This window comes from Agrobacterium bohemicum (assembly GCF_001562555.1).
GTDB lineage: Bacteria > Pseudomonadota > Alphaproteobacteria > Rhizobiales > Rhizobiaceae > Agrobacterium > Agrobacterium bohemicum.
The window spans coordinates 439,124-454,149 of record NZ_KQ961023.1; the positions used below are offsets into that span (position 1 = coordinate 439,124).

General features: G+C 54.0%; 16 protein-coding genes, 1 tRNA gene and 1 pseudogene. 12 read left to right on the forward strand and 6 right to left on the reverse strand.

Annotation, left to right across the window (positions count from 1 at the left end; all coding sequences use genetic code 11):
* Positions 1-160 precede the first annotated feature (160 nt).
* Both rplM and rpsI read left to right on the forward strand, forming a co-directional pair.
* The gene (rplM, locus tag ATO67_RS02075; RefSeq protein WP_067643588.1) at positions 161-625 is read left to right on the forward strand and encodes a 50S ribosomal protein L13; all 465 of its coding nucleotides are present in this window, start codon (positions 161-163) and stop codon (positions 623-625) included.
* Between the two features lie 2 nt (positions 626-627).
* Positions 628-1,095, forward strand: coding sequence for a 30S ribosomal protein S9 (rpsI, locus tag ATO67_RS02080; RefSeq protein WP_067643591.1), 468 nt, complete (start codon positions 628-630; stop codon positions 1,093-1,095).
* A 98-nt stretch (positions 1,096-1,193) separates the two neighbouring features.
* Here the strand turns inward: rpsI and ATO67_RS02085 are convergent, their stop codons facing one another.
* On the reverse strand, positions 1,194-3,146 hold the full coding sequence (locus ATO67_RS02085; RefSeq protein WP_158667336.1) for an acyltransferase family protein: 1,953 nt from the start codon (positions 3,144-3,146) through the stop codon (positions 1,194-1,196).
* Positions 3,147-3,286: 140 nt separating this feature from the next.
* On the opposite strand from ATO67_RS02085, the gene speB reads away from it, so the two are divergent.
* The 3 genes and pseudogenes from speB to ATO67_RS23830 all read left to right on the forward strand — a co-directional run.
* Positions 3,287-4,240 carry an agmatinase gene (speB, locus tag ATO67_RS02090; RefSeq protein WP_067643597.1) on the forward strand — a complete coding sequence of 318 codons (954 nt, stop codon included), beginning with the start codon at positions 3,287-3,289 and terminating at the stop codon, positions 4,238-4,240.
* Positions 4,241-4,312: 72 nt separating this feature from the next.
* A complete protein-coding gene (gene argC / locus ATO67_RS02095) occupies positions 4,313-5,239 on the forward strand; it encodes an N-acetyl-gamma-glutamyl-phosphate reductase (RefSeq protein ID WP_067644233.1) in 927 nt (308 codons plus the stop codon).
* A pseudogene (locus ATO67_RS23830) lies at positions 5,236-5,958 on the forward strand (aminoglycoside phosphotransferase family protein); the annotation flags it as partial. The gene argC and the pseudogene ATO67_RS23830, both read left to right, overlap by 4 nt.
* A gap of 156 nt (positions 5,959-6,114) precedes the next feature.
* Here the strand turns inward: ATO67_RS23830 and ATO67_RS02105 are convergent.
* Positions 6,115-7,215, reverse strand: coding sequence for a COX15/CtaA family protein (locus tag ATO67_RS02105; RefSeq protein WP_173645915.1), 1,101 nt, complete (start codon positions 7,213-7,215; stop codon positions 6,115-6,117).
* 162 nt (positions 7,216-7,377) lie between these two features.
* On the opposite strand from ATO67_RS02105, the gene ATO67_RS02110 reads away from it, so the two are divergent.
* Positions 7,378-7,590, forward strand: coding sequence for a DUF2842 domain-containing protein (locus ATO67_RS02110; protein WP_067644237.1), 213 nt, complete (start codon positions 7,378-7,380; stop codon positions 7,588-7,590).
* Positions 7,591-7,593: 3 nt separating this feature from the next.
* Here ATO67_RS02110 and ATO67_RS02115 read toward each other — a convergent pair whose 3' ends face one another.
* The gene (locus ATO67_RS02115; RefSeq protein ID WP_067643606.1) at positions 7,594-8,229 is read right to left on the reverse strand and encodes a tyrosine-protein kinase family protein; all 636 of its coding nucleotides are present in this window, start codon (positions 8,227-8,229) and stop codon (positions 7,594-7,596) included.
* A gap of 201 nt (positions 8,230-8,430) precedes the next feature.
* Here ATO67_RS02115 and ATO67_RS02120 point away from each other — a divergent pair, with 201 nt between their 5' ends.
* The 5 genes from ATO67_RS02120 to ATO67_RS02135 all read left to right on the forward strand — a co-directional run bounded on the left by ATO67_RS02120 (position 8,431) and on the right by ATO67_RS02135 (position 12,252).
* The gene (locus ATO67_RS02120; protein ID WP_067643608.1) at positions 8,431-9,003 is read left to right on the forward strand and encodes a polysaccharide biosynthesis/export family protein; all 573 of its coding nucleotides are present in this window, start codon (positions 8,431-8,433) and stop codon (positions 9,001-9,003) included.
* Positions 9,004-9,321: 318 nt separating this feature from the next.
* A complete protein-coding gene (locus ATO67_RS02125; RefSeq protein WP_067643611.1) occupies positions 9,322-10,875 on the forward strand; it encodes an undecaprenyl-phosphate glucose phosphotransferase in 1,554 nt (517 codons plus the stop codon).
* 65 nt (positions 10,876-10,940) lie between these two features.
* Positions 10,941-11,090 carry a hypothetical protein gene (locus ATO67_RS22770; protein ID WP_103088786.1) on the forward strand — a complete coding sequence of 50 codons (150 nt, stop codon included), beginning with the start codon at positions 10,941-10,943 and terminating at the stop codon, positions 11,088-11,090.
* Between the two features lie 172 nt (positions 11,091-11,262).
* A complete protein-coding gene (locus ATO67_RS02130) occupies positions 11,263-11,880 on the forward strand; it encodes a hypothetical protein (protein WP_067643614.1) in 618 nt (205 codons plus the stop codon).
* A 295-nt stretch (positions 11,881-12,175) separates the two neighbouring features.
* Positions 12,176-12,252 (forward strand) — tRNA-Pro (locus ATO67_RS02135).
* 96 nt (positions 12,253-12,348) lie between these two features.
* On the opposite strand, the gene ATO67_RS02140 is transcribed toward ATO67_RS02135, so the two are convergent.
* Both ATO67_RS02140 and ATO67_RS02145 read right to left on the reverse strand, forming a co-directional pair.
* Complete coding sequence (locus ATO67_RS02140; RefSeq protein WP_067643617.1) at positions 12,349-12,927, reverse strand: fused DSP-PTPase phosphatase/NAD kinase-like protein; 579 nt, start codon at positions 12,925-12,927, stop codon at positions 12,349-12,351.
* A 104-nt stretch (positions 12,928-13,031) separates the two neighbouring features.
* A complete protein-coding gene (locus ATO67_RS02145; RefSeq protein ID WP_067643621.1) occupies positions 13,032-13,619 on the reverse strand; it encodes a YqaA family protein in 588 nt (195 codons plus the stop codon).
* 466 nt (positions 13,620-14,085) lie between these two features.
* On the opposite strand from ATO67_RS02145, the gene ATO67_RS02150 reads away from it, so the two are divergent.
* Positions 14,086-14,733: an exopolysaccharide biosynthesis protein gene (locus ATO67_RS02150; RefSeq protein WP_067643623.1), complete on the forward strand. Its 648-nt coding sequence runs from the start codon at positions 14,086-14,088 to the stop codon at positions 14,731-14,733.
* Here ATO67_RS02150 and ATO67_RS02155 read toward each other — a convergent pair.
* Positions 14,720-15,004 carry a hypothetical protein gene (locus ATO67_RS02155; protein ID WP_067644240.1) on the reverse strand — a complete coding sequence of 95 codons (285 nt, stop codon included), beginning with the start codon at positions 15,002-15,004 and terminating at the stop codon, positions 14,720-14,722. The two genes, ATO67_RS02150 and ATO67_RS02155, sit on opposite strands and share 14 nt — an antisense overlap.
* Positions 15,005-15,026 lie beyond the last annotated feature (22 nt).

Consider the following 15,026-nt stretch of genomic DNA (forward strand, 5'->3'; position numbering starts at 1 on the left):
CCGCCGTTGACGCGGTTTCATCTACCGCCTATAAGCGCGCCAGACAGAATTTCCCAGGAAATACGGTCGTTCCGGCTGCGCGCATGCGATCAGCCTTAAGCAACAAAAAACGCCTGCATGCTCCTGTTGAGCGTGACGGGTCCTAGAGAAAGTTAAAAGAATGTCTACTTTCGTTCAGAAGCCCGCCGAGGTGGAGAAGAAGTGGATCATCATCGACGCCGAAGGCCTCGTTGTTGGTCGCCTCGCCACCGTTGTTGCAACTCGCCTGCGCGGCAAGCACAAGGCAACCTACACTCCTCACGTAGATGATGGCGACAACGTCATTATCATCAACGCGGAAAAGGTTGTCTTCACCGGCAAGAAATATTCCGACAAGAAGTACTACTGGCACACTGGTTACCCAGGTGGCATCAAGGAACGTACCGTTCGCCAGATCATCGAAGGCCGCTTCCCGGAGCGCGTTCTCGAAAAGGCAATCGAGCGTATGATTCCCCGTGGTCCTCTCGGCCGTCGCCAGATGAAGAACCTCCGCGTTTACGCCGGTTCGAACCACCCGCATGAAGCACAGCAGCCTGCCGTTCTTGAAGTGGCAACGCTGAACAGCAAGAACGTAAGGAGCGCCTGATAATGGCCGATCTTTCCTCCCTGAAAGACCTCGCCCCGGCATCGGAAGCTTCGGCTCCCGTGCACGTCCGCAAGGTTGACACACTCGGCCGCTCCTACGCGACCGGCAAGCGCAAGAACGCCGTTGCACGCGTATGGATCAAGGCCGGCTCCGGCAAGATCATCATCAACGGTCGTGACTTTTCCGCTTACTTCGCACGCCCTGTTTTGCAGATGATCCTGCAGCAGCCTTTGATCGCTGCGGCTCGCTCTGGCCAGTTCGACATCATCGCAACTGTTGCTGGTGGTGGTCTTTCCGGTCAGGCCGGTGCAGTTCGTCACGGCGTTTCCAAGGCTCTCACCTACTTCGAACCAGCCCTTCGCGGCGTTCTGAAGAAGGGTGGCTTCCTGACCCGCGACAGCCGTGTTGTTGAACGTAAGAAGTACGGCAAGGCCAAGGCTCGCCGTTCGTTCCAGTTCTCCAAGCGTTAATCGCCTACGGACTACAAAACCGAAAAGGCGGGGCTTTGGCTCCGCCTTTTTTGTTGGCTCTGGCGAACGACAAAATGTACTGATTCCGTTTCGGGATATCAGTTGATCTCAACGCCTGCGGGAGATTGTGTCTTCGGGTTTTGCATCTCATTCATCAGCTGATCGACAATCATCGCTGCGCCCGCCTTCGTGTAGTGGCCCCGGTCGGCAATATAGGCCACGCCATCCCGCCCAAAGAAGCACATCTCCTCTTGCGACCGATTGCAGAATATCTGCTCCGGGAAAACCTTTTTTACATTGTCTGGGACTGCGGCATCCAGCACTGAATAGGCGCGCGCGGTGTTGGTTTTGAAATCGGCTGTGGAGTATCCGAAATCCGGGGTCTTGTCCCCTTTTACGATACGTCCCGCCATGACCTCCCCCACCGGTTTGTTGAAGAGCGGGCTGGGGTAAACGATAACGACCCTCTTGCCACTCGCCTCCAGCGCCAGGACCGTGTCCCGCAGGCTCTTAGCGACGGCTGAAACGGGAGTATCGGTAAAAGAGTATTCGATATCGCCTATCTGCAAATAGGGAGAGTTGAAGAAATTGACCCAGGAGGCTGTTAGAACGACGGTATCGATATTGCTCTGCGTCAAATAGGCCAATGCGCGTTGATTGAACGTATCGCAATTTGCCGCTCCTTCATCCCTTGCCGTCGAAACACCGATAATGGGGGCACAGAAACCGTGGGTAAGCTGGATCATGCCCATATGGCGCAGCTTCAATGCTTCCAACAGAGCTGGTGAGATGGATGCACCGATGGAGTCACCCCACACAGCATATGTCTTGCCCGCTTTGGCATCGAACATACATTCCTCATTGGGAACAGCTGGAATACCATCCTTGACCTGAAACAGGCACTTTTCGCTCCATGTCGTTTCCTTGATGAAGTTTCGCACGTCAGGCGCCAGTCGGAATGGCAGCCCATCCTTCAGGTCACCCCAGGTTCCAAAACCGACGAGTATGAAAGCGCATACAGCACCGACGGCTGCGACTTTGCGGGTGCCGATTTTTTTGTATCTGAAAGGCTGCTCGATAAACCACCAGCTGAAAGCTGCAAGGGCAAGAACCACGAGAATCAGAACACACATGGCTGATTGCGATGGCGGTTCCGAACTCCTGATTCGCCAAAAAGCAAATACGGGCTGATGCCATAGGTAGATGCTGAAACTGATGCGGCCGATCCACACAAGCGGCGAAAAGGACAGCAAGCGACCTGGCCATGTCTCACTGGAAGCAAACAGAAAAAATGCGCATGTTCCCCCAATAGGCAACAATGCGGCAAACGAGGGAACGCGCGTCGTGGGATCGAACAGGAACACTGCAACCAGCACCATGACAAACCCGGCAAGGGCCAGCGGGCCGTTCAACCGTCTTGGCCTGCCGAATACGTAAAAGGCACACAGCGAGCCTGCCAGGATTTCCCATACTCGAGTGGGCAGAAGGTAATGATTTGCGGATGGAAAATGTCTTGCGCCGAATTCGCTCACGACAAGGCTTGCGATTGCAGCGGCAAGAAGGATTCTGAAAATCGTCCTGATTTTTAGCCTGAACAGAAAGAGCAGAGGAAAGAGTATATAAAACTGCTCTTCGACGCCCAGGCTCCAGGTATGGAGCAAGGGAACTTCAGCGGAATCGGGCGCGAAGTAGTCGGTCTTTTTCAAAAAGTAGATGTTGGAAAGGGAGAGCGTGGCCATCATCAGACTTTTGGAAAAATCCTCATAGGCATCCGGTAGCAGCCAAACCCAGGCGGCCGGCACTGTGCAAAGCAAGACGAAGAAAAGCGCCGGCAAAATTCGTCTCGCCCGGCGCTCATAGAAGCCAAGAAGCGAGAACGTGCCTTTGGCATATTCGTCAAGAATGACAGTCGTTATCAGATATCCGCTAATGGCGAAAAAGACATCAACGCCGAGAAATCCGCCGCCAAAAACGGAAAAGTTCGCGTGCGCCAACACGACGCTCAGAACGGCGATGGCGCGCAGGCCATCTATTTCGGCTCTATACTTCATGAAAATCCACGGGTAGTGCACGCGTTCTAAGCAACGCCGAATGAGAACGTTCCATGGCGTGAATAACAGATAAGCAGCTTATCCCGAACAGCTTAATGCGTTATTGAAGACGGCTAAAGCCGTTCGTACAGGGGTGCTCCATGCCATCAAAATCGATCGATCACGCGTTTACTGCCTCATCTTTGACGTCTGCATCAACCGACCCTACCCATGCCGGTGTCCTGTCTTTCATGCGCCGCAGATTTACGAAGCACCTGGAAGGCGTATCGACGGCGATCTGGGGCATTCCTTTTGACGCCGCAACCTCCAACCGTCCCGGAGCGCGATTCGGCCCACAGGCCATCCGACGCGCTTCGGCTATTTTCGACAATGACCCGCAATATCCATTCGGACGTGATCTGTTCGAGACGATGCCGACGATTGACTATGGCGATTGCCTGCTGGATTACGGCAATCATTGGCTAACCCCGCAAACGATCGAAGACGAGGCGAGTGAAATTCTCTCCAAGGTGGATTATCTTCTGACACTGGGCGGGGATCATTTCATCACATGGCCGCTCCTGAAAGCGCATGTCGCAAAACATGGACCGCTCGCGCTGGTGCAGTTCGACGCCCATCAGGACACATGGTTCGATGACGGCAAGCGGATCGATCACGGTTCCTTCGTGGCACGGGCGGTGCGCGACGGGTTGATAGACCCCGACAGGTCGATCCAGATCGGTATTCGCACACACGCGCCGGAAGATTGCGGCATCAGGCTCATCTACGGCCACGAAGTGGAGGACATGCGGGCAAACGATATTTCATCTTTAATCGTCGAACACACCGGCGGGCTTCCGGCCTATCTGACATTCGATATAGATTGCCTTGATCCCGCCTTCGCCCCCGGCACCGGCACACCCGTCGCAGGCGGGCCATCGAGTGCGAAAGTGCTGGCAATTCTTCGCGGGCTTGGTCAACTGGATATCCGCGGCTCCGACGTGGTTGAGGTCGCCCCGGCTTACGATCATGCGGATATCACCGCCATTGCGGGAGCAACTGTAGCAATGTATATGCTAGGCCTGCGTGCTGAGCGGCTTGCGAAAACAAGCTGACAGATTGATTCAAGTGCATGGCAAAATGATTCCGCCTACACCCGTAACCTATTGAAAGTTCAGGACAAGGACATGACAGCGAAAATCTTCATCGATGGCGAACACGGCACCACAGGCTTGCAAATTCGCACCCGCCTCGCCGACCGCCGCGATATCGAACTGCTGTCCATTCCCGAAGCGGAACGGCGTAATGCCGCGATGCGTGAGGACATGCTCAACAACGCCGACATCTCGATTCTATGCCTGCCAGACGACGCCTCCAAGGAAGCGGTCTCGATGGTATCTGGAAACAACAAGGTCCGTATTATCGACACCTCGACGGCTTACCGCGTCGACCCGAGCTGGGCCTATGGCTTTGCCGAAATGGAGAAGTCGCAAGCCGAGAAGGTGCGCTCCGCGCGTTTTGTTACGAATCCGGGCTGCTATCCCACGGGTGCAATCGGGCTTATTCGTCCGCTACGCGCTGCTGGCATCTTGCCTGATGGCTACCCTGTCAGCGTCAACGCCGTATCTGGCTACACCGGCGGCGGCAAGCAGATGATCGCGCAGATGGAAGACCAGAGCCGTGATGACTCGATAAAGGCCAACAATTTCCTTTATGGTCTGACGCTCAAGCACAAACATGTGCCGGAAATGAAAATCCACGGTCAGCTTGATCGCTCGCCGCTGTTTTCGCCATCCGTCGGTCGTTTCGCACAGGGCATGATCGTGCAGGTGCCATTGTTCCTGGCCGACCTGAATGAAGGCACAAGCGTCGAGACTGTCCACGCCGCGCTTGCAGCGCATTACGCAGGACAGAACATCGTTCAGGTCGTTGCGCTGGAAGACAGCAAATCGCTTGGCCGTATCGATGCGGAAGAACTTGTCAATCAGGATACGATGAAGCTTTTCGTCTTCGGGAACGACGAGCATATTAACCTCGTCGCCGTTCTGGATAATCTCGGCAAAGGCGCCTCCGGTGCTGCTGTGCAGAACATGGAACTCATGCTTTCGGCATGACCGGGAACCAAGCCTCAATCTGCATTCCGGATGAACTTGTAGGGCGGTGGAGCATTTCCTCCGCCTTTCTTATTGCCGACACACCATCAAGTCTTGTCTACCGCGTTACCCTCGCTGATGCGTCCAGCGCCATCGTCAAAATCTTGAAGCCGAACGGTATGGGCGAATTGCCGGGCATGGCGTTTCTGGAACGGCGGGATGGTCTGGGAGCGGTTCGATTGATCGATCGCGCGGACCATATTTGTCTTCTGGAAGACGCTGGTGATTTGAACCTGCGTACATATCGGCTGCTGCATGGTGAAACGTCCAGCAATGCCGTTATCATAGACGTCCTTGCCAAACTCCACTCAGGCAGTGGCAGCGCGTCGCCCGAATTGATGCCCCTACGGCAACACTTCGCGGCCCTGTTCAAGCGGGCTCAGCATGAAACGGACGCTGAGTTATCGCCAATATTACGTCATGCCGCCAGTATCGCGGATGATCTGCTTTCGCACCAGACGAATATCCGTCCGTTGCACGGTGATCTGCACCACGACAATATCATTCACAGCACTGATCGCGGTTGGTTGGCCATAGACCCGCAAGGACTGTTGGGCGATCCAGCTTATGATGTCGCGAACGTGTTCGGAAATCCGCTAGGGGCTTTTGACGACATCATCGATGTGGCGCGGATTTCAAATCTGATGACGCTGTTTTCAACCTCTCTCGGCTGCAGTGAAGAGAAAATACTGCGTTACGCGCTGGCACATGCCGGAGTGTCTATCTGCTGGTCTTTGGAATCGGACGATTCAGTATCCAACAAACAGAACGCCTTGGAACGCGTCGTTTTGTCAATGTCGCAGCCAGCCTTCTGTAGACGGCGTCCTTCAATAAGATCAGCCCCTGAGCTCAGCCTGTACGGTGAGCGGATACTCACCGATAAAACCGCGCCAATGCGCAATCGCAAAGGCCAGCACCAGAAGTGCCATGCCCTGATGTGCCAGGGCGACGTGGATGTCCACGTGCATGAGCAGCGTCGTTATTCCAAGTGCCGCCTGTATGCAGACCATGACGAAGAACAAGACGGATCGGCGCGCATGCGGCGTTTTGGGAAGCAAACGCGCCATGCTGACCATATGCCAGAGCGTTATTGCGAAAAGCACGTAGGCACCGAGACGATGCACGAATTGCACAGTCTTCGGGTTTTCAAACAGGTTGATCCACCAGGGTTGCTGAATAAACAAATCGCCCGGAATCAGCGAGCCATCCATCAACGGCCATGTGTTATAAGAAAGCCCCGCATTGAGACCCGCAACAAGCGCGCCAAGATAGATCTGGAACAGACAGAGACACGCGAGCAAGGCAGCAAAGCCCCTGCCCTTTTTTTCATTTGCAGCTTCTGTCGAATGCAGGGAAAGACCACGTAAAATCCACATGCACCCCGCAAAAATCAGGCAAGCAATGGTCAAATGCGTAGCGAGGCGATACTGCGAGACATCCGTGCGGTTGACGAGGCCGGAAGACACCATCCACCAACCGACGAAACCCTGAAAGCCACCCAGCGCCAACAGGCCCACCAAAGGCAGCTTCAATCGTTTTTCGACGCGCCCCGTAAACCAGAAATAGGCCAGCGGCAGCGCGAAGATCAGGCCTATCGCACGTGCCAGAAGCCGGTGCGCCCACTCCCACCAGAAGATGGTCTTGAACTCCCCTAGCGACATACCTTTGTTGATTTCCTGATATTGCGGAATGCGTTGGTAAAGCTGGAACTCCTCTTCCCACTCTGCCACGGAAAGGGGGGGAATCGCACCATGGATCGGTTTCCATTCCGTGATGGAAAGGCCCGATTCGGTCAGGCGCGTTGCGCCCCCAACCAGCACCAGACAGAAAAGCGTAAACAGCACCACACGTAGCCAGATGCGCAGAAGGCGACGGTTGTTTTCCTGTTTATCCAACGCCGCACGGCGCTGTTCGACAGAAGTTTCAGCCGTAGCCATCGTATTCGCCTGCATTCTTGACACTCCACCAGTCATTGCCTTGGTTTGCAACAACAGACCGTGCAAAACAAGCCCTCACGGCCCTACCCTTCGGCATAAAGCTTTGCGGCATTGGGTCGCGGCTGTATAAGTGAACCGAAGATTCAGAAAATGGAATATGGCATGCCCACGCGCCTCAAATCATTCATCGGCACCATCGTCATCATCTGTTTGGTGGTGGTTTATGCGGTGGTGGCCACCAGTTTTGCTTCGGCGGCACTGGCTACGCAACCATGGTGGGTGCATCTCGCATATTTCGTGGGTTCCGGGTTGCTTTGGATACTGCCGGCAATGCTCGTCATCAAGTGGATGGCGGGCCACAAGCAGCAAAAATAGTGATCAGGCCGCAGTTCGATCAGCCACATGCGAGCCGCTCATTATGACGACATTGGAATATCCGAGTGTCCGTAACTCCAGAAGCGTTTCACTTGCCAGTTGGCCGTCTCCATCTGGCAAAGACACGACGATCTCTGCGTCAATATATTTCAACAACCTCGTGACGCCCTCCATGTCTGCGGCACCGAACTCCAGAAGAACGGTATCGTAGGTATCTGCAAGTGCGTTCAGGACCATTGTCAGCCGCTCCAGAATACCCGCCGTGTGAATTGGAGGTGCGTTGCCCTGCGGCACCAGATGAGCGTTCGAAAGACGGTCATGATGGATGGTTTCACCGAAAGGCGTGTCGCCAAACAAGAGATCGGAAACGCCAGCAAGCTCGGATTCCTGCGCCATCAACTGCGTCGGGCACCCGGAAACGGTCATGTCCACCAACACAACAGACCGACCGAGCTCTGCAATGGATCTGGCCAGCATGACGCTGGCTGTTGATCCATCATCGCCACTGGGTGAAAGTAGCGAAACGGTCGGCTTTGCACCGCGCATTGAGAGAAAATCCGCAACGCCATTCACAGAAAGGCTGAAGCGATCTTCTGCTACGTCATCGAAATCATCTTCATGAGGAGCATTTTCGGTCACGGAATTTCTCTGTTTCGTTTGGAAATAACAAGGTCAATGTCGACGGAGACTGTACTATCCTTCGGTAACGCAAGCGTTAAACTCGGCCCACGCGCGAACGAAAACATATCAAAGCAACATCGAAAATTCATTTGTTTACCGGCTATTAACCATGAAGGCCTGATAAGCGAATGAAGAAATGTCTTTGGAGCATGATTGCGGATGACGTTCGCTGCCCAACGTTTAATAACCGCCATGATCATCGTTCTTGCAGCGATGCTGACCGGTTGCTCGGCTTACAAGCCAGCACCCCGCGCCTTCAACGAGGCAGCGCTTCAACCCTATAGGCTCGATAGCGGAGACCGTCTGCGCGTCAACGTTTTCGATCAGACGGGCCTGACAAACACCTATACGATCGATCAGGCTGGCTATGTCGCTTTCCCGTTGGTGGGACAAGTTGCTGCACGCGGCAAAACTGTCGCTCAGCTTGAGTCGGGCATCGCGCAAAAGCTGAGACAGGGTTTCCTCAAAAATCCAGACGTGACGATTGAAATCGATCGTTACCGTCCTGTGTTCGTCATGGGTGAGGTCGGCAGACCGGGCCAATATTCATACGTACCCGGCATGACCGCGCAAAACGCCATTGCCATAGCTGGCGGCTTCACATCTCGTGCCAATCAGCGCGACGTAGATGTCACTCGCAAGATCAACGCCAATGTACTGACCGGCAGAATCATCATATCGGCTCCGGTTATCGCCGGCGATACGATCTATGTCCGTGAACGCTTCTTCTAAACCGCAACCTACTCTGACACAGCAACTCACCCACAACGATTTTCTATTAGGTTTACAGCCTGAAAGCGCGGCATCAATGACGCCGCAGCCTAACGGCTCACAGCTGCGGGTAAACAAGTATTGCGTATCCCGCCCCCCTTTTTTTCACGAATCCACGCCGAGAAGCAGTTGCCCTATGAAAACGCCATTGTGAGTTTTAGAAAAGGCATATATACACTGCATGCTGGTGGAAAGAGATGCTTTCAGGCGCTTTAGCCTAAGCGTTTCTTAGTAAGTTCTTTGTAAGATCACCAGCATTGAAGACTGCGGAAAGACACGATGAGCAAGACCGGCGGCGAAAACGACCCGATCGATCTGGACGCTTTACGCAAGAAGCTTTCCCGCAATTTTGGGAATAGCGGCGAAAAAAAGCGTGAAGCTGTCAAGCTCAACCCTCTGGCGCTGCAAGTCGCGAATCAACTCCGCGCAACAAGTCATTCGCCTAACATTGTCATCGGCCAGTTGCGACTTTTTGATTTCGTGATTCTGACGCTTCTCGGGATACTCATCAACGCGTTTGAAGCCCCGGATGCATTTGGCTCGCGGGTGGCACTGATCGCGATCTGCTTCTGGAACGGTGCCCTTTGCTCCATTGCGTTGCAAATCGCAGATTCCTACCAGCTTCCTGCCCTTCGCCGCTCGATGGAATCGATGCCACGAATTCAGGCGTCGATTTTGGCGTCGTTTGCTCTCACCGTCTTCCTGACCGCAGCTCTTTTGCCAGGGGATAGCTACTCATGGCAAACTTGGGGGAGATGGTACGGAGCAAGCGCCGGCTTCATCCTGATCGAGCGGGTCATTGTGGAGCTTGTTATGCGGCATTGGGGCCGTAACGGCGTTATGGAACGGCGCGCGGTCATTGTCGGCGGTGGTCAGGCGGCCAAGGATCTCATTCGTTCGCTGGAACATGATGACAACGACATCCGCATCTGCGGCATTTTCGACGACAGGAAAAGCGCACGCTCTCCCGAAGTGGTTGCCGGCTATCCCAAACTTGGCACATTCGCAGAACTGGTCGAATTCGCTCGCCTGACCAAGCTCGACATGTTGATTATCTCTATCCCGATGAGCGCCGAGGCGCGCATATTGGAGCTTATTCGACAGCTATGGGTGCTTCCGGTCGATATCCGGATTGCCGCACACGCCAACAAGCTGCGTTTTCGTCCACGCTCCTATTCCCACATCGGCAGCTTGCCGATGCTTGATGTGATGGACAAACCACTGCGTGACTGGGACTCGGTGGCCAAGCGCGCCTTTGACGTCGTATTCAGCGTGCTTTGCATTGCCTTGCTCTGGCCGATTATGATGGGCGCGGCGATTGCTGTGAAAAGTACGTCCAAAGGTCCGATTCTGTTCAAGCAGAAAAGGCATGGCTTTAATAACGAAACCATCAACGTCTGGAAGTTTCGTTCCATGTACACCGATATGAGCGATCCTACGGCCAAGAACGCCGTGACCAAAAACGATCCACGTGTCACGCCGGTTGGCCGGTTCCTTCGCAAATCTTCTATCGATGAACTTCCACAGCTGTTCAATGTTCTTGCAGGCGACCTTTCGCTTGTCGGCCCACGCCCCCACGCTGTCCATGCGCAAACAGGGGATCTGAAATACACTGAGGTCGTCGAGCATTATTTTGCACGTCACAAGGTTAAACCCGGCGTTACCGGATGGGCGCAAATCAATGGATGGCGTGGCGAGATCGACCATGGGGACAAGATCAAAAACCGCACGGCGCATGATCTTTATTACATTGAGAACTGGTCTCTCTGGCTTGATTTGAAAATCTTGGTTCTGACACCAATCCGCCTGCTCAAATCCGAAAACGCCTACTAAACGTCGCGGAACCTCTTGCGATTTCATGCGTTTGGTTGATGCAGATTTTTACACAGGGGAACTCCATGACTCAGACAAACAACCTCTACCTCATTATCGGTGCGCTCATCGTCGCCCTCGTGGGCGTTGGTGCCTATGTGTGGCACGAGGAAAGCAAGCCTACGGGTATCGAAATGAACATCGGACCCAACGGAGTTTCCGTACAGGAGAATTGATCGTCTCAAGCTTCGCGCAGGTTGAGAAATTTAGACCGGTTTGTGTCAGTTTTTTTACATGACAGAAACCGGTCTTTTCATGAGAGAAGGCCAACAAGAATGCTCGCTTCAAGGAAGCGAAAGCGGTGGCGCAGATGAGATGCGACATGCGTAGATCAGGAAATCGTTGGCGATGGTCTCGAGACTCGTTTCTCACGTACAGCTTATTTCTACAGAACTCGCGCTAAAAGCGATTGAGAAGCAGCAGCAGGTGGCGCAGGAGTATCCAGAGCCCGCTGCACTCATCACCTCGCAAGACCCGCATGTTTCGCTCCCTGTGACCACCACGGACGCCCCTGCTCTGCCTGAAACAAGGGGAACTCTGTCGCTTGTTCCGCAAGTTGGCAATTGCGAAGCCGAGGCCGACAGTGCGGTCGTCACCTTTATGGAAACTCTCAAGGCTTGGCTTGCCGAATTGGCGGTTGACCCGGCAAGCGCCCTTCAGGGAAAAGCCATGTCACAGGCACTGACCTCTGGCGTTCTTAAGGTTTTCGATCCGATCGATGGAGTTGTTATCCCGGCTTGGGACGTCGCCGCCATCCGGCCACGACAAAACCAGAGCGAAAGAATAGATGCTATCGGCTGGAGTGAGTTCCTGAAGCAACGTGTCAAGCGCGCGGACGGCTTTTCCTATGCCAAGGATCCGGATGGAAGCTACTTGGATGCAATGACTGGCGAGAGTGCCTTCTTCGGCGCAGTCGGAAGCAAGTTCCATTACTTCACATGGCCGAGAATAGACATCGAGACATAACGTCGAAGAAAATGGGAGACCCGCCGCTGTCCCACCAGCAGTTGGCGGGTCTCAACCTTTTACCCCTCCAGTCAGGGCATTCGCATAGAAACACGCTATCGAAAATACGGCAAGATCATGGCACTCATTTTGAGTAAAATTTGTTCACTTTGCTTCAAAAACAGCCTCAGCGAGCATTTATGAGAGCATTGCGATCTTTATCGGCCTCGTAAATCTGTTCTACCGGCGTTTTTCTCCACGCTGCAACTTTCCGCTTGCGCATGAAGAGCCATCTATATAAACGCATTTCCTGTGTCGGAGCGTAGCGCAGCCCGGTAGCGCACTTGACTGGGGGTCAAGGGGTCGTGGGTTCGAATCCCGCCGCTCCGACCATTTTTTCCCGAGATATCCCCCATATCTCGATCTCCCGAAAATATGAAAACGAATGAAACTGGCTTGTGCCGTTTGCTGTTGCTTGCCGATCTAGCCTCATAAAACGATCTGGGCCGGAACGCTGGCAGTGCCTTCGATGTCTTCCCATGTTCTGTCCATCGCATAGGCAGATGACAGATACGGGATGCCGACATGGCCAAACCAGATGGAAAGCTGTTGTTCGGCGGTGTCTTCGTTCATCCCTGCTACGCGGTTGACGTAGATGGCAGCGGCAAGGCCTGTGCGGTCGGCACCGGACTTGCAGTGGAGAAGGATGGGCTTTGGCGCATCCCGCATGATCTGGATGAGTTTCGCCACGCGCTCCGGTCCGAGTTGCTTGTAAGCCGACATTCCAAAATCGACGTGTTGAACTCCGAGCTTCTCAGCTGTCGCAGTTTCGTTTCGATACCATGCGGACTGTCCATTTTCACCGCGCAGGTTGATGATGGTCTTGATGCCGTTTGCCGTGACGTAATCGGATAGTTGTTTTTCTGTCAGTTGGCTGGAGCGGTACAGTTGCCCTGCGATGACCTCATGGAAATTTCCCGACATTTGCAGAACGCCGAAATAGACACCAAAGGCCAATGGAGCAGCAACAAGCCACAAAACACCGCGAAACAAAATATTGCGTATCATCATATTTTCCTGTTCGTCTGACAGGAAAATGAAGGTGAATGCTGACACTACGCTGAATGATGCTCTGGCCCGGTTGCCGAACGGTCAGATGTGAGGCTTCACTGTCACCGGACGAAGACATAAGTGGCGTAAACGGCGATCAACGCCGCTGCGACAAAAGCGGCGATCATGCCGAGGCGCTTTTCAATGAAATGCCTGATCGGTTCACCATAACGCTGAAGCAGCCCGGCGAGAATGAAAAAGCGGGCAGCGCGTGTGACAACCGCTGACAGGATGAAAAGACCGAGGCTGATGTTGGCCGCGCCCGATAGTATAGTCACCACCTTGATCGGTGGCAGGTGGGCGATCCCTGACGTTACCAGCAGCAGCAGGATCGTTTCATAATCCACGGAGGCCTTGAGGTGTTCGAAGCTGTCGAGCTTGCCATAAAACTCCAGAATGGGCCGCGCGATGCTCTCAAACGCATAATGACCGAGGTACCAACCTGCTATACCCCCCAGAACGGATGCAACAGTCGCCACCAACGCATAAAACATGGCACGCTTCGGCCTCGCCAGAACCATGGGTATGAAAAGCACATCTGCGGGAACGACGAAAACAGAACTTTCGACAAACGCGACGATGGCCAGCCACCAGACGGCCGTTTTTTTCGCCGCAAGCGCCATCGTCCAAGCGTATAATCCTTTGAGCATTTCGCACCCCTTCGCCGATCGGATTTAACCTCACCTATCGGCTATGGCAAATGTTGCGGGGCGATATTGAGGCATGCCGACAAAACAACGACCGCAACGCAACATCAGCTGTCGCGGCAGTTTTCAGCATGCCTAGCTTGCCAGTGGTGCAACGCAGCATAAAATCAACTTATACTAGTAAAGATCGTGCATCGGATGTAGAATGCAAGCGGGATACATGGAGGAGGAAATAGTTATGGACTATGTCGGCTTCGTTACTTCGCTAAACCCATTCATCATCGGACTTCTTTTCCTGGTGCTTCTGGCGGGGGCATACAGCTCCTGGGTTTCGCACTGAGGAATTGTGATGCCAACGCTTCAGACTATCACGGCGTGAACGCAATTGCCGCAAGCGGTTGCGTTTGCCATAGGCGTGACATTTCTTGAATGTTATCTATCCCGAATTGAAATAGCTTCGGGATAAAGCATGTCGCAGAATTTTACCTTCACGGATACGACCGAAAGCCTCAGCGCTGTTTTGCAACGGCTTATTGGCAATTTGAGCGGAAAAACGATTACCTTGCGTGAATTGATGGAAGCAATTGGCGAGCAAGGGCTGTTGTTGATGTGCGCCATAGCCTGTTTGCCCTTTCTTATTCCGGTGTCAATTCCCGGCGTCAGCACGGTGTTTGGCGCGGCAATCGTCATGATCAGCCTGGCAATCACGCTGAACAGGTTACCTTGGCTGCCCAAACGCATTCTGGATAAGCAGATGGAAACCGCGCGGCTTGTTCCTGCTTTACAGAAGGGCGTGAGCATCGTTTCGAAGCTGGACCGTTACATGCGCCCTCGTCTGCCGGCTTTTACCACAGGAACCATCGTGGCGCGGGTCAATGGCATCGCCATCATGGTTGCAGGCATTCTGCTGATGATGCCGCTCGGTTTTGTGCCGTTTTCCAATACGCTGCCTGGCGTGGCAATCCTGCTGTTCTCTGCCGGCATGATTCAGCGCGACGGAGCGACCGTCCTGGGCGGCTATCTCTTCCTGATTCTGACTATGATTTACTTCGCAGCGTTGGGCTATGGAGCGTTCTGGGCCGGACAGGGGCTCAGCAACTCTCTCACGAGCGCGTAATGCCTCCACGGCGCGCTTCCCTGGCGCGCCGCTTCCTTGCCCACCAAACCGCCAAGCGTCTGCGCTGGCGCCGCACATAGGGCAAATCCTGCGAAAGGACCAAAAGCCCCAACGGCACCATCCAGAAACCGAGAATGGGTAAGAACCCGAGCAGCCCACCGATGATCAGCAAAACACCGATGACAATGCGCCCGACTCGCGACCGCGGCATCGGCATGCTCCATTTGCCAAGATGAAGACGACCTGTTTGGGGGTGAAGACCAAAAGTCATTTCAATATGCCCCTCGCCGGAA

Bases quoted from the DNA above. Each gene is read 5' to 3' on its own strand.
- rplM (WP_067643588.1), top strand. From the start codon at position 161: ATGTCTACTTTCGTTCAGAAGCCCGCCGAGGTGGAGAAGAAGTGGATC.
- rpsI (WP_067643591.1), top strand. From the start codon at position 628: ATGGCCGATCTTTCCTCCCTGAAAGACCTCGCCCCGGCATCGGAAGCT.
- ATO67_RS02085 (WP_158667336.1), bottom strand. From the start codon at position 3,146: ATGAAGTATAGAGCCGAAATAGATGGCCTGCGCGCCATCGCCGTTCTG.
- speB (WP_067643597.1), top strand. From the start codon at position 3,287: ATGCCATCAAAATCGATCGATCACGCGTTTACTGCCTCATCTTTGACG.
- argC (WP_067644233.1), top strand. From the start codon at position 4,313: ATGACAGCGAAAATCTTCATCGATGGCGAACACGGCACCACAGGCTTG.
- ATO67_RS02105 (WP_173645915.1), bottom strand. From the start codon at position 7,215: ATGGCTACGGCTGAAACTTCTGTCGAACAGCGCCGTGCGGCGTTGGAT.
- ATO67_RS02110 (WP_067644237.1), top strand. From the start codon at position 7,378: ATGCCCACGCGCCTCAAATCATTCATCGGCACCATCGTCATCATCTGT.
- ATO67_RS02120 (WP_067643608.1), top strand. From the start codon at position 8,431: ATGACGTTCGCTGCCCAACGTTTAATAACCGCCATGATCATCGTTCTT.
- ATO67_RS02125 (WP_067643611.1), top strand. From the start codon at position 9,322: ATGAGCAAGACCGGCGGCGAAAACGACCCGATCGATCTGGACGCTTTA.
- ATO67_RS22770 (WP_103088786.1), top strand. From the start codon at position 10,941: ATGACTCAGACAAACAACCTCTACCTCATTATCGGTGCGCTCATCGTC.
- ATO67_RS02130 (WP_067643614.1), top strand. From the start codon at position 11,263: ATGGTCTCGAGACTCGTTTCTCACGTACAGCTTATTTCTACAGAACTC.
- ATO67_RS02140 (WP_067643617.1), bottom strand. From the start codon at position 12,927: ATGATACGCAATATTTTGTTTCGCGGTGTTTTGTGGCTTGTTGCTGCT.
- ATO67_RS02145 (WP_067643621.1), bottom strand. From the start codon at position 13,619: ATGCTCAAAGGATTATACGCTTGGACGATGGCGCTTGCGGCGAAAAAA.
- ATO67_RS02150 (WP_067643623.1), top strand. From the start codon at position 14,086: ATGTCGCAGAATTTTACCTTCACGGATACGACCGAAAGCCTCAGCGCT.
- ATO67_RS02155 (WP_067644240.1), bottom strand. From the start codon at position 15,004: ATGACTTTTGGTCTTCACCCCCAAACAGGTCGTCTTCATCTTGGCAAA.